This window comes from Enterococcus avium ATCC 14025 (assembly GCF_000406965.1).
Lineage (GTDB): Bacteria > Bacillota > Bacilli > Lactobacillales > Enterococcaceae > Enterococcus_A > Enterococcus_A avium.
On the sequence record NZ_KE136359.1, the window covers coordinates 1 to 13,505 of the forward strand.

The 13,505-nt window shown below is 39.5% G+C and carries 15 protein-coding genes; all 15 read left to right on the forward strand.

Annotation, left to right across the window (positions count from 1 at the left end; translation table 11 throughout):
• A partial coding sequence (locus OMU_RS23350) for a hypothetical protein (protein ID WP_016179211.1) occupies positions 1 to 469 on the forward strand: 469 nt, incomplete at its 5' end.
• Between the two features lie 172 nt (positions 470 to 641).
• Positions 642 to 3,929: a VaFE repeat-containing surface-anchored protein gene (locus OMU_RS06780; RefSeq protein WP_016179212.1), complete on the forward strand. Its 3,288-nt coding sequence runs from the start codon at positions 642 to 644 to the stop codon at positions 3,927 to 3,929.
• Positions 3,930 to 3,985: 56 nt separating this feature from the next.
• A complete protein-coding gene (locus OMU_RS06785; RefSeq protein ID WP_016179213.1) occupies positions 3,986 to 4,948 on the forward strand; it encodes a class A sortase in 963 nt (320 codons plus the stop codon).
• 145 nt (positions 4,949 to 5,093) lie between these two features.
• A complete protein-coding gene (locus OMU_RS06790; RefSeq protein ID WP_016179214.1) occupies positions 5,094 to 6,473 on the forward strand; it encodes a glucosaminidase domain-containing protein in 1,380 nt (459 codons plus the stop codon).
• Positions 6,474 to 6,532: 59 nt separating this feature from the next.
• Positions 6,533 to 7,090, forward strand: coding sequence for a hypothetical protein (locus OMU_RS06795; protein ID WP_016179215.1), 558 nt, complete (start codon positions 6,533 to 6,535; stop codon positions 7,088 to 7,090).
• Positions 7,091 to 7,094: 4 nt separating this feature from the next.
• Positions 7,095 to 7,454, forward strand: coding sequence for a hypothetical protein (locus OMU_RS06800; RefSeq protein ID WP_016179216.1), 360 nt, complete (start codon positions 7,095 to 7,097; stop codon positions 7,452 to 7,454).
• Positions 7,455 to 7,509: 55 nt separating this feature from the next.
• Positions 7,510 to 7,833 carry a hypothetical protein gene (locus OMU_RS06805; protein WP_248620884.1) on the forward strand — a complete coding sequence of 108 codons (324 nt, stop codon included), beginning with the start codon at positions 7,510 to 7,512 and terminating at the stop codon, positions 7,831 to 7,833.
• 17 nt (positions 7,834 to 7,850) lie between these two features.
• Positions 7,851 to 8,567, forward strand: a complete 717-nt coding sequence (locus OMU_RS06810; protein WP_016179218.1) for an LPXTG cell wall anchor domain-containing protein — start codon at positions 7,851 to 7,853, stop codon at positions 8,565 to 8,567.
• A 35-nt stretch (positions 8,568 to 8,602) separates the two neighbouring features.
• Positions 8,603 to 9,559: a conjugal transfer protein gene (locus tag OMU_RS06815; RefSeq protein WP_016179219.1), complete on the forward strand. Its 957-nt coding sequence runs from the start codon at positions 8,603 to 8,605 to the stop codon at positions 9,557 to 9,559.
• An 18-nt stretch (positions 9,560 to 9,577) separates the two neighbouring features.
• Positions 9,578 to 9,796: a TcpD family membrane protein gene (locus tag OMU_RS06820; protein WP_010743153.1), complete on the forward strand. Its 219-nt coding sequence runs from the start codon at positions 9,578 to 9,580 to the stop codon at positions 9,794 to 9,796.
• Positions 9,797 to 9,798: 2 nt separating this feature from the next.
• A complete protein-coding gene (locus OMU_RS06825; RefSeq protein WP_016179220.1) occupies positions 9,799 to 10,185 on the forward strand; it encodes a TcpE family conjugal transfer membrane protein in 387 nt (128 codons plus the stop codon).
• Positions 10,186 to 10,551: 366 nt separating this feature from the next.
• On the forward strand, positions 10,552 to 11,301 hold the full coding sequence (locus OMU_RS06830) for a DeoR/GlpR family DNA-binding transcription regulator (RefSeq protein ID WP_016179221.1): 750 nt from the start codon (positions 10,552 to 10,554) through the stop codon (positions 11,299 to 11,301).
• A 20-nt stretch (positions 11,302 to 11,321) separates the two neighbouring features.
• A complete protein-coding gene (locus tag OMU_RS06835) occupies positions 11,322 to 11,780 on the forward strand; it encodes a PTS sugar transporter subunit IIA (RefSeq protein ID WP_016179222.1) in 459 nt (152 codons plus the stop codon).
• Positions 11,781 to 11,798: 18 nt separating this feature from the next.
• Complete coding sequence (locus OMU_RS06840; protein ID WP_016179223.1) at positions 11,799 to 12,080, forward strand: PTS sugar transporter subunit IIB; 282 nt, start codon at positions 11,799 to 11,801, stop codon at positions 12,078 to 12,080.
• Between the two features lie 24 nt (positions 12,081 to 12,104).
• Positions 12,105 to 13,457 (forward strand): PTS galactitol transporter subunit IIC, encoded by a 1,353-nt coding sequence (locus tag OMU_RS06845; protein ID WP_016179224.1) that lies wholly within the window; start codon positions 12,105 to 12,107, stop codon positions 13,455 to 13,457.
• The last annotated feature ends 48 nt before the right edge of the window (positions 13,458 to 13,505 follow it).

Here is a 13,505-nt window from a genome sequence, read left to right on the forward strand (position 1 = left end):
CCTTGGGAATCAAGATTTATTGCAAAATATTGAGGAAGGAAAAGCCTTCTTTGGCGAAATTTATTACTGGTACAAATCGAAATTGAACGAATATCTTTTGACAATTCCGTTTAAAGATTTGAACTTTGATGAATTGTTCAAACAGTTTAGAAATCTTTTCTTGAAAGAACTAAAAAAATTAGACAGCGCAACCTATCCGATAACTTTTGAATGGTTAGATGGTCAGTTTAAACGAGTTGTCTATGATCCAATCTTTGTTCAGGCGATTGAGCGAATGACTGAAGTGAATCAAGAGCGATCCTACTTTATGAACTATGTCAAAAAAAGACAATGGAATGTGACAGAACAATTTTGGTCATATCTTCAAGAATATGGTGAAGTTCGTGTAACGGAAATCAACTCCCCATATGCTGAAAAGCTAATCCCAATCGATTTTGTAGAAAAGTGTCATTTGAAAATTGTTAAATAGTGATTGTCTAAAATTGAATAAATGATTTATAGCAACGTCCTAAGAAGTCCCATTCATAGAACGTTGCTATTTTTTGTCTAAACAAGGTGGTGAGCGCCTTTCATCAGGTAAGAAATCGAAGTCCCTAAGTGAACTCGAATGGAAAAATACCAAATATTATTGGAGGATGTTTATGAAAACGAAAATCAGTAGAATCATTGTTTCGCTCGTGATGATCGTCACGCTGCTTACGCAAATCACTCCAATTCAAGCGATCACGGCTTATGCGGAAAGCACCAGTGCAACTCAAGTACAAAAGAATGAAGCGAAACCAAAGTCCACAGAAGCCTCGAAAGCTGATCCGGTTGAATCAATCAGTGAATCAAGCCAAGAAACCTCGGAAAGTACCAGCAGCACGGAGTCTTCTGAAAGTACAAAAGAACAAGAGAATGTGGAATCTGGGGATAAAGAAGAGATACAAAGAGAAGTAGCCTTGGATGGGAGTGTCTATGGTTCTGGAGCTGGTGTTCCTGGTGATCCGGTTCTTTTCCGAAGTGTGAGAGCATTATCGGCAGATTTACCCACGTTTTTCGGTATTTCTACAAAAGCAATTAACGCTGAATTGACTGCTCACCAAAATGATTCCTTCTATCTGGGGACCCCTTATCGTGGACTGTATTTAAATCCAGACGAAGCCTATTGTTTGAGTCCAAACGGGGCACCGACAAGCTATGGACCTGGGATGAACTGTACCGGATTTGTGGCTACCGTTATTCGTAGAGCTGGAGGCGATATTTCAAGAATTACGAATAATAGCACGGGATTTGGTGGTGCGGCGAACGCTTATAACTGGCGTGATGTTTTACGAGCGACTACTTATGCAGATACGTACAATACGGTTTCTGAAATGTTAGCGAGTGGCACCATGCGTAAAGGGGATATTATTTATTTTGAACCGGATGTGTCAGTAAGTAACTACGATTGCCATATTGGATTCTTCTGGGGAAATACTCCTAGCGACAATAAATTCTGGCATTCTTATTATCCTGATGGAAATATTATTTCTGATATTAAAACGAAGTCACCCGCTGAGAAAATCTATGTCTTCCATAATGCGAAGGAAGAGGGCTATATTTCACTGAAAAAAGTGAATGATAAAGGCGATAATATGGCTGGAGTTTCTTTCAAATTGACTGCGGATGGGAAATCAACCACCGTAAAAACAGACGCAAATGGGAATTTAAAGTCACCAAATTATCCTATCGGTACTGTGGTGGAGTACGAAGAAACGGCTACGATCGCTGGTCATTATATTGATTCTGCGTCATCTAAAGGCAAGATCACCATCAAGGAAGGTTCTAATGAAATCAAAGTAACCAATCCTCGGTTTGCGAATGTTACGCTGAACAAAAAGAATGATGTCGGACTTAACCTTGAAGGGGTTCAATTCAAACTGACTTACAACGGAAAAGATCATAGCGTCAAGACCGACAAAAACGGTCAAATTCAAGTAACGAATGAATTGAAAAATAATACCAAAATTGAATGGGAAGAAACAGCAACGATTGCTGGTCATTACATTGATACAGCCAATGCGAAGGGATCAATGGTTGTAAAATCTGGTTCTAACACGATTGATGTAAGTAATCCACGTTATGCCAATTTAACACTGATTAAACAAGATGATAAAGGTGCAAATCTTGAAGGTGTAGAATTCAATCTTCACTACAACGGGAAAGATCACAAAGTGAAGACGGATAAAGATGGGATAATCAAGATCACCAATGACTTGAAGAACAACACAAAAGTCGACTGGGAAGAGCTTAAAACCATCAAAGGTCACTACATTGATCCAGAAAAAGCCAAAGGATCGATCGTAGTGAAATCTGGAGAAAACACGATTAAAGTAAATAATCCAACGCTTAATTTTGGGTTGACTTCTCAAGCAAGTAACCAAGACGGGGCACAATTTGTGAATCCAATGATCGGGCAAAAGCTGCGGGATGAAGTGATGATCCAGGCGAACCAAGCACCTGCAAATGCGAAACTACGTCTGACTTCTGATTTTGTCGAGTTTGGAACAGGGGAGCAGCTTGGCGAAGAATCCTTGAAACAAGTGAATGAATTCGAAGCGAAACAAGCTCAATTCGTTAAGAATGTGTATTTAGATTTTGATGCCACAGGAATGCATGGTAAAAAGGGCGTTTGGATCAATGTCTTAGAATTCTACAATCCTTCAACGGGTGAGTGGGAAGAAGTCGCTCGTCATGATGATTTGACGAATGAGGCAGAAGCGATTCAATTTGTGACTCCAGAAATCCATACCGAGTTTTTCTTCTATGATCAGAACGAGAACGAAACGAAGCTATCTGATCCATTGGCAAAAGTGAAAGGATTTGACCGAGTATTCTATAAGAACCTTATTTCAGGTCAAACCTATAAATTTGACCTAACCATGATGGATCGTGAATCTGAAAAAGAATTCAAAGACCCGAACGGAAACAGCGTTACTGGATCAATCACTGTTGTTGCTGGGAAGGATGGCACCGTCACTTCTACTATCAATGCGAGAGAATACTATGAAAATCTTGCCAAAGAAGAGGCTGAAAAGGAAGAATCAAAAGAAAACGATAGCGACAAAGAAAAAGAAACGAGAAAAGATTCGGATGGATCAAAAGAAACGATTCAACCAAAAGCAGCCACGCAAGAAGTTGTCGATACCGAAGAACCAGCAGATGACATGGAAGAACAAGAAGAAGCGACTGAATTTTCAACACTGAGTGACGTTGAACTTTTGGAAGGGCATGTCGATGTTCCGTTTGAAGCCAACTTATCCGCTGCGAAAGGAAAAGTCTTAGTTGCTTACGAGCAGTTATCTACAAACGACACACCAATTGCCGATGAAAAAGAACTTGATAATGAGAAACAAACAGGGAAAGTAAGAAATCCCAAGATTGGTACGCAAGCTCTCGTGAATGGCAAAGTAGAAGTCACAACTGACGGCAAAGTGACATTGACTGATAAGATCGCTTTTGAAGACTTAACGCCTAACGTTGAATACGATCAAAAAGTGACTTGGATGGATACACGGACTAAACTACCTGTCATGATTGATGGAAAAGAATTGACTTCAACCATCAAGTTCACACCAAAAGAAGAAACAGGAACGGTCACCGTGACGATTGAAGATGTCGTTGTTCAACAATTATTTGGTAAGGACAGTAAGATCCAATTGGTTGCTTTTGAAGAAACAACTTATAACGATGAGCCTGTAGCTTCTGAAAAAGACTTCAACAATAAAGGCCAAACCATTACAATCAATAATCCAGTCGAACCAGCAAAACCGACTAGTCCAGCAGGTACGTTGCCTCAAACATCAGGATCATTAGGAAGTCCAGTGACTTGGATTCTCTTAGGTCTTGTGTTCGCCGCAAGTGCTCTTTTTATTGTTGTAAACAAGAAGCGTCAAAATAAAAAATAAGCTAGATCAACGAAGCGTCCATACCAGGGCGCTTCCATTTTTTAGAGGAGGGTATCGTGAAAAAGCTATGGAAGAACCTACCATTTCTATGGATCGTTTTAGGGGTTGTGATTTCTTGTGCCAGTTACTACGGGTATCACTTATTACTACAAGCCAATGACCAAGCAGAACAAATCAAACAACCGATTGATTTGAAACAAAGCAATCGAGATAAACAAAAAAAGAAACTGCAAAAAGCGACTTACTGTCCACGTCAAATCAAACCAGTTACGCCCGCTGCTTACGCGAAAGCTCAGTTGCGGTATGCCGAGATCGTGAATCAGTGGGGCGTAGGGGCGTTGTATATCCCCAGCGCTGATATTCATTCGAAAATTCTTGCAGGAATCGACAATCAGAATCTAATGGTTGGGGTCGGAACGTACTATCAGAATCAGCAGTTAGGAAAAGGCAACTACGTACTCCTTGCTCACAATCTGGTTCAAAGTGGCGGATCGCTTGGAAATCTGCCGAAAACAACCTTGCAGCAAATCTTTTATTTAACTGACTTTACGAAAGTTTATGAGTACGTGGCGATAAAAAATGATGTCGTTGATCAAAGCCGTGGCGACTTGATGGCAATTCCTACGGATGATCAGACACCAATTGTGACACTTATCCGTTGTGAAGGTGGACTAAACACACCCAAACGAGCGGTCGTACAGGGTGAATTCTTGAAAGAATATCCGGCAAGTGAAGCCAGTAAAGAGGTGAAACTTGGTTTGGGGCTAATTGAAGGGCGCTGGATCAATGATGAAAAAATCTCGAACCAACAAAGGGCTAATGCTAGTGAAGAACCCACGATACGAATACGAACGCATTCAGTTGAAACATCCAACGAACCGATTTACTCACTGTTTCAAGTTGCCTGCATTTATTTGTTTACGATTCTAAATGAGGTACCTATTGTAATCGGGATCGGTTATTTAACTGGGCTTCTAGCTTTGAGCCATGTAGCCACACGAAAACAGTATGAAATTTAACGTAAAAAGGGAGTTGTGTATGTTTTGGATCATCGTAGCCTTTATGATCGGTGCTTTCTTCGGTGTGATCATTATGGCAATACTGAGCGCTGGAAAATATGACGATATGGTAAACAACAGAATTGAATGAGAAAGGATGGACTAGATGAAGACATTTTCGAGAATGGTTTCGGCCTTTATTTTTACGTTACAAGCGTTTCTTTCGACACCAATGGCAGTCTTGGCAAGTGACATGCCCTCAACCAAAGAAGAGACAGAACAAGTCCAAAAAGCTACCGATACCACAGAAACATCAGAAAGCAGTACCGCTTCTACAGAAGAGTCTTCGACAAAAGAATCTACCGAAAGCAGCTCTTCAAGCAGTGAATCGACTACAGAATCAACTAGTAGTGGCACGAAACCTTCGGAATCTTCGACACCGAGTGATCAAGAAACTCCGAAAAAGGAAGAACAAAAAAAAGAAACAGAGAAACCGGCAGCACCAAAAGAAGAATCAGCGCCAGAACAATCAAACCAGATTTCTCAAGAAGTCCCAACACCAGAAACGATTGTCGATCAAGAAGCGACCGTTGATCTATCACGAACGGTTCCTTCAAGTATCGTGACACAAGATGGATCGATTCATTTTGAAAAAAATGAATCCGTGGATCACTTTATTCGTAAGATCGGTGAGTCGGCTCGAAAGATAGGGAAGGAAAAAGAGTTGTATGCATCTGTGATGATCGCTCAAGCCATCTTGGAATCGGCTTCGGGTAAAAGCCAGTTAGCCCAGGAACCAAACTATAACTTGTTCGGGATTAAAGGAACACACAATGGGAAATCCGTCTCAATGGCAACACAAGAAGACTTAGGGAACGGCACGCTTTATGCGACCCAAGCAGGTTTTCGGGTGTATGAAAATTATGAAGATTGCTTCAATGATTATGCCACACTTTTAAAAGAGGGAATTACTGGTGATTCCAATTATTATGCAGGCGTTTGGAAATCAAATGCGAAAACCTATCAAGAAGCAACAAAGTATTTAACAGGACGATATGCCAAAGATACTCAGTACGATCGAAAACTGAATGGTCTTATTGAAACTTATGATTTAACAGACTATGACAAGGATCTTCAAGGACCAATTATTAGTAGCTCAGGCTACAAAACTCCTTTGCAAAATTACACTATTTCGAGTGTGTTTGGCAATCGCAATGGCGAGTTTCATCGTGGGTTAGATATGGTGGCAGCTCAGGGCGAACGAATTTATGTGGTGAAGTCCGGTAGAGTGATCAAGGCAGAATTCCATACCTCTTGGGGGAACTATGTGGTGATCCAACACGAAGATGGTACAACCGCTCTATATGCACATCAACAACAATCTATCGTCAAAGTAGGCGATACTGTCTCGCAAAGCCAGATAATCGGTTATGTAGGCAGTACCGGAAACAGTACAGGTAACCATTTACATTTTGAACTTTGTAAGGACAGCAGCCTTTCTCAAGGCATGTTGGTTGATCCACAAAGTGTATTATTCGGAAACTAAAAATGAATCATTTGAATTCAAGAGACTCACTGGAGCCTCTTTTTTTGTGGAGGTGACGCATGAAAATGGAATTTATTGGAGAACCAATTGGTGAAGAGGATTTTATTGAGCACTACATGTATCTGTTTGAGTCTTCGATTCGTCAACTATGTTCAATTGATGAATTCTTACCCAAGGAAAAAGAATACCTGCAAGCAGAGTATCGTTGCGCCTGGTTGTTGTATCAAAAGTTTGAAGCAGAACAGAAATGTCCGCCGGACTACCGTTTCCTAAGCGATAGCGTGACGAATGCCGTGATCGCTCGTGAATACCTATTCCAAGAACGAGAAAAGAACATCATGAATTCGGAACACTTTGCGGAACGGTATATTGTCCTTTTACGATCCGAGGGGTTACTCACACCTGTGGTTTTTGGAGCGGCTGATTTTGCCTTCATCATGGAAAGCGAACGGCATCGAGCAATCAAACGTTATGACGAGGAAGACACCTTTACCGAGGGGTATGAAATGATGCGTATTCAGAATAATCGTTTTTTGCAAAATTTTGTGATCCAGCAATTGGCCGATGGATTTCTTGACCATTATTCGGTGTATATGAAGAAACGACAGGAGGGATAAGAGGATGCATCAATTGATCCTATATACAGTGGTCGGATTTTTCATAGTCGGTTTTATTCGGCAGTTTTTGGGTGCCAAATTTGAATGGCTACAGAAGAAGGATCGTTTGGCTTGGAAGCAAGGTTTCAAACGAAATCGGTATGAGCTATTCCTAACATTTGATGATGGACGTTTTGCGTGCTACCAGTTATTTGCCAATTATACAAAGTATCAAGCAGCCGACTTATTGCTCAAGCTTTTTGAAAGTAACCCATTTGTCGGGATTGAAGAGAATGGACGAGTCTTCTATTATCGCTATTCTCAAATTGAAAAGATAGAATCCGAAAAATATCCGCTAAAGCTGGGAAAGAAAGGTCTGTTTTGATGTGTCTGATTTTTTAATCTGGTATGAGCATGATCAGTTTCAAGAGTTTCACCAATTGATCGAGTCTGTTTTAACTACGGTGAAACCAAAAAATGAGCCATTCGGTGGTTTACCAAAAGAAATGAAGAGGAAGTATAAGAATGAACCAGTAATGTATCAACGCTATGTGAAGCAACGGGTACGCTATATCAATGAGAGGGAGCAGCAGCGGCAACGATTTATCAACTGGTGCAGCAAAAAAGTCATTGAACAGTTTACCCAACTCTATCCAGAGGTGGGGCGGGTACAAATTGTGTCGGAAACCATTTTTGGATTGAATCAACTATTTTTAGAACATTATGAAAGCCAAACTACGTACTCGTTAGAAATAAATTTTTAGTGAATGGAGAATGGAACATGAAAAAAAGAATGATCACAACCTTTGCAATTACCAGTGTAACTTTATATGGCTTACAATTTGGAAGTTCGTTTGTACAAGCTGGTGAGGTAGATGTACCAGTGGTAGAACATGGAAATCAAGCTGAACTTGATTCTACGACAGATGGCTTGAATGAAGAATTACCAACAGACCCAGAGCTTCCGATCGATCCAGAATTACCAGAAACACCGGAGGTTCCTGAAACACCAGAAGTACCGGAGACACCCGAGGTTCCCGAAACGCCAGAAGTACCGGAAACACCAGAGATTCCCGAAACACCGGAAGTCCCTGAAACGCCAGAGAAACCAGAACAGCCGGAAAAACCTAGTAAGCCAGAAATACCTGTTCAACCAGAACAACCACAGACACCCACACCATCCAATCTAGGAAGCCAGCCAGGAACGGATGTTGTATTGAATCCAACAGTAGATGCGCCTGTGGAAACGGCGACTGGTGAACAAATTATTTCAGTGAAAGACGGCGTAGCCTATAAACAAACAGCAGCCGGATTAACACCCATTGAAAGTGAAGTCACTGCCTTACCAAATGGAAACATTTCTATCAAGGTTGCGGATGGATCGACAAAAGTTTTACCAAATACAGGCGAAGCCTCTACCGGAAGTTTATCTGCTTTAGGTCTAGGGTTAATTTCAATGGGTGGATTGATCTGGAAGTTTCGATTTTTCAAACGGTAAGATGGCTCAAATAATCAAAAGGAGCTGTCTATTGAATGAAGGAACGGCGAATTAAAAAGAAAGATAAAACGACTAGTGAAAAAATCCCGAAAGTACGAAGAGTTCAAACCAAAGCAATGAGACGATTTTTCTGGGCAGGAATCTTTCTTCTAAGTATTTCTGGAGTGTTGGCCTTTCTTCAAACGCAAGGCTTACGAGTAAAGGTGAGTTCACTAAACAAAGAGGTCACCACTATTCAACAAAGAAGCCAAAAAGAGGCTAGTAACTCGGTCGTGCTTACGCCTGAAATTGAATCCTTTATGAACCGATTTGTCGCATTGTACATGGCGGTTTCTGATGATAGTGAGACTCAAAAATTGAGACAAAAAACCTTGATGAATGATTACTTTGCACAAGGAATCAAGGAAGGTAACTCGATCTTTTCAGGGAAGCGTACGTTAAAGGCAGCCGCTTTTATCTCGTTGAAAAAAGTGGCAGGTGTCTCGACTGCTTCTTACAAAGTGACGTATATTATCGAAACAAAGGGAGAGGATGATCAACCAAAGGAAGTCACGGCTAGTCAGTTATTGAATATTCCTTTTCAAACTTCTAAGGAAGGAAGTCGAGTGATCTCTTATCCCTATTTCACTGCGTTAAGAGAAAACAAAGAAAAGGCGAAAATCTTAGATTTTGATCCGAATGATTTTGAGTCGGTTGATAGTCATATCCGTATGAAAGTAATGGTATATATTGAGGAATTTTTAGAGAAGTATACGAAAAGCTCTTCGGCAGATATGCGTTATATGATGGATGATCCAGAAGGGCTACAAGGTTCAGCCAGCGTTGATGAAGTAACAAGCCAAGTATTTAAGGAAAAAGACTATTTTGTAGTGAAAGCTGCTGTCAAGTTCAAAGACAAAGGAACAGATTTGATTTGGCAAGAAAATATGTCTTTTGAAGTGGTAAAAAAATCGGACAAATACTATGTCCAGAAATTAAACCATACATGGTAGAAATGAGGGAGACACAAGATGGGATTAAAACAACTGTCTGATTTTATACTGGAACAAGGAAAATATGCGATTATCATGTTGGTCGTCTATTTAGCTTCCAAAAACTTTGCGAAGTCGAAAGTCGTTCAGATTATTTCTGCCTTTGTAGGTGGAGCAATCGCTTATTTCTTCTTGAATGATCCAGAAAAAGTATTTGATGGCATGGGTACAATCATAGAAAAGTTGTTTGGTGGCTAATCATGAAATGGGAACCGTACAATTACTCAGTAGCATTTAAAGAACCGTATCGCATACAAGATTTAGGAAATTTGGGTCGCCTGCCTGCACCGATAGCAGTGGTGAATATTGGCAGCTTCCTTTTTGTGTTGGGATTAATGTGGGGCGTTTTTCGAGAATCGATTCAACGAGGTTCAGAAATTCTTCCTTTTTTACCAGCCTTATGCTATATAGGAATTCCGGTAGCAAGTGTGTTGTTGTTAAACAAGGTTCAACCAGATGGGAAGAAGCTTCATTATTATCTCTTTGACCTGATAGTTTATGTGATAACAATCCAGTGGCAAGATATTGTTTTCTTCAATGGGAAAGCTTATAAAAAAAAAGAGTCCGATGAAATTATAGACTTTTGACAGAAGTTTATTGATCATTAAAAAAAGCAGACAATAGGCGTATAGAGTAGGTAGTATACTGATCATCTGAAAAAATTAACTTTGTTCATCCGTTTCAAGAGAATCTGATTTAATGTAAGTACAGTCAAAATTAATTTATTTTAGTTCTCTTAAGTTAGGTTTGATGGACTGCTATTTAACAACTAGCTAGTTGTTAAAATAGTAATTCCAGAAAAGTATACTCCCAACTAATCGAAAGAAAAAAGAAAACTAAACGAAAATTAAAACAAAATAATGGTTGCGCGTTAACGTCTTGTGTAGTAATATGAAAGCGTAGACAAAACGAAACGAAATTATTTGAATTTTATACGAAAAAGAGGTTTGAGTATGGAAAATTTTGAGCGGTTAGGTGATATTGTTTCTTATCTTCAACAAGAGCAACGTGCAACAACTAAGGAATTAGCAAATCGGTTTGGCGTGACAGAGCAAACGATTAGAAATGATTTATCCTTTCTCGAAAAAGAGTCGAAAGTCATTCGAGTGCACGGGGGAGCTAAAATAACTGAGAATGAAACAAAATTTGACGATCGGTTGACTGAAAATGTTGAAGAAAAAAGAAGATTAGGAAAATACGCAGCTACACTAGTTGAAGAAAATGACATCATTTTTCTAGATGGTGGAACAAGTATACTGTATTTGATCGAGTGTCTACCCCAAGATATTCATATCAAAATCATTACAGCAAGTTTACCGATAGCTGATAAGTGTACAATTCTGAATAATGCTGAGATTTACTGTCTAGGTGGAATGTTAAACAAAAAAACTAAAGAGATGTATGGGCCAAAAGCATTAGAAGATATTTCAAATATGATTGCGAATAAAGCCTTTATTGGAATAAGTGGTTTTTCATTAGAAAATCAATTCACAGAAAATAATGTTTTATCCTTAGAGGTCAAGCGTAAAATACTGCCAACTGTCAGTCAAAGCATCATAATCGCCGATTCAAAGAAAGAGAATAAGATCGGTATTCAAAGAGCGTTTAGTTTTGATGAAATAGATATTTTGATAACGGGTTCAGAGGTGTCAAAAAAATTCGTAGAAAAAGCAAGTAAATCATTAAAAGTAATGAATATTTGAAATTGAAGGGGGGTGGAAATATGTACAGCAAATTGGTTATACCAGAACTGGTTTTCTTTGGAGAATCTTTTGATGATCAAGAAGATTTTTTCAAAAAATCAAGCAAAAAACTTTTAGAATTGGGCTATGTGACGGAGGGATATTTCAAGGCTGTGGTCGAAAGAGAGGCAAGCTATCCGACTGGATTAGCGCTAGAAAATATCTCTATTGCGATCCCACATACAAATCCAGAGTTTATAGTGAATCCATTTATTGCCGCGTATCATTTAAGGAATGCAGTCGCGTTTACGCAAATGGCGACACGAGATGTAACAATACAAAGTGAATTGATTTTAGCGCTTGGGATCAAGGAGCCACAGGAACAAGTTGGGATGCTCTCGAAAATAATTGAAGTGCTTAATGATCCAGAGTTTGTCAAGGAATATCAAAGTCTTTCCAATCAGGAGCAATTAGTTAAGTTGCTAAAAAGTAAATTCTAATAGAAAAGAGGAATTATCATGAAAAAAGTGATTGTAGCATGTGGTAGTGGTGTAGCGACATCTCAAACGGTCGCATCGAAAGTGGGACGTTTATTATCTGAACGAAATATTGATGCAAAAGTTGAAGCGGTTGATATTAAGTCGTTGAAAACATTTATTAATGATGTTGATGCTTATATCTCAATCACACCTGGGGGGACAGAAGAGTTCAATATTCCAAAATTTGACGGAATCAAATTTTTGACTGGAATGGGGCAGGAAGAAGAACTTGAAAAGCTTATTAAAGCGCTTGAAAAATAAAGGATTTGAAAGGAGATTACTTTGATGGATATTCTTGTTAGCGTGATCCAATATATTTTGGATATGGGTGCGAGCGTGTTTGTCCCGATCTTGATGTTAATTATCGGGCTTGTCGCTCGAATGAAGTTTAAAGATGCCTTTAGCTCGGCACTGATTTTTGGTGTTGCGTTTGCTGGTATGAATCTTGTTGTCAATTTTTTGCTAGAAAATGTTTCGCCAGCGGCTAAGGGATTCGCTGAGAATACAGGGATTAATTTAACCGCAGTCGATGGAGGGTGGACAACAGGAGCCAGTTTAACTTGGGCCTGGAAATACGCCTTCATTGCTTTCCCTATAGCGATTGGAATCAATGCCCTAATGCTAGTTTTAAAATGGACCAAGGTATTGAATGTTGATATGTGGAATGTTTGGGGAAAAGCCTTTACCGCTTGTATGGTGACGTTCATTTCAGGGAACATCTATTTAGGTTTTGCGGTTTGTGCAATCCAAACAGTTGTGGAATTGAAAGTTGGAGATTTATGGGCACGAGAGATCCAAGAATTGACAGGAATCCCCGGAGTTACCTTACCTCACCACATGACATTGATTGCATGTGTTTTATATCCGATTGATAAGTTGATGGACTTGATTCCTTTCTTTAATAGAAAAATGGATGTCAATACGTTGAAACAAAAGATTGGTATTTTTGCTGAAAATCATGTCATGGGTTTTTTAGTAGGAACGGCGCTCGGGTTAGTAGCTAAATATGATATTTCGGATGCGCTTGTATTAGGTGTAAACGCCGCAGCCGCACTTACATTATTTCCACAAGTATCAAAATTATTCATGCAAGCTTTATCACCAATTTCGGATGCGATTAGTGAGATGATGAAGAAAAAATTCTCAGGACGTGAAATCTATATAGGACTTGATTGGCCGATTTTAGCTGGTTCCAATGAGATATGGGTGTTGGCGATAATCCTCGTGCCATTTGAGTTATTATTTGCAGCTATTTTACCAGGCAATCAAATGCTTCCTTTTGCAGGATTAATTAATCTTTCAATTATCGTTGCTGCTTATTTGTTAGCTCGCGGAAATATGATTCGGATGATTGTCTATGGAATCATCACGATTCCTGCCTTCCTTTATATCGGTACCTGGTTTGCTCCATGGATTACAAAACTAGCACAAGAAACTGGCGCAGTAAATGTGGAACCAGGAACGATGTTAGGCTGGGCAACTATTGAAAATGGAGAATTTCGATGGGCATTTGCGAGTGCTGCACAAGGAAATTGGTGGGGAATCATCGCAGCGGTTGTATGGTTAGCCTTGTTCATCATTTTTTATAAAGGACGGAGCAAAGAAAATGCGAAACGTTACGCAGAAGCAACAGAATAAACATTTTTTTCTAAAATTGTTCTGGTATTGCTCTTTGATACTTGCTCT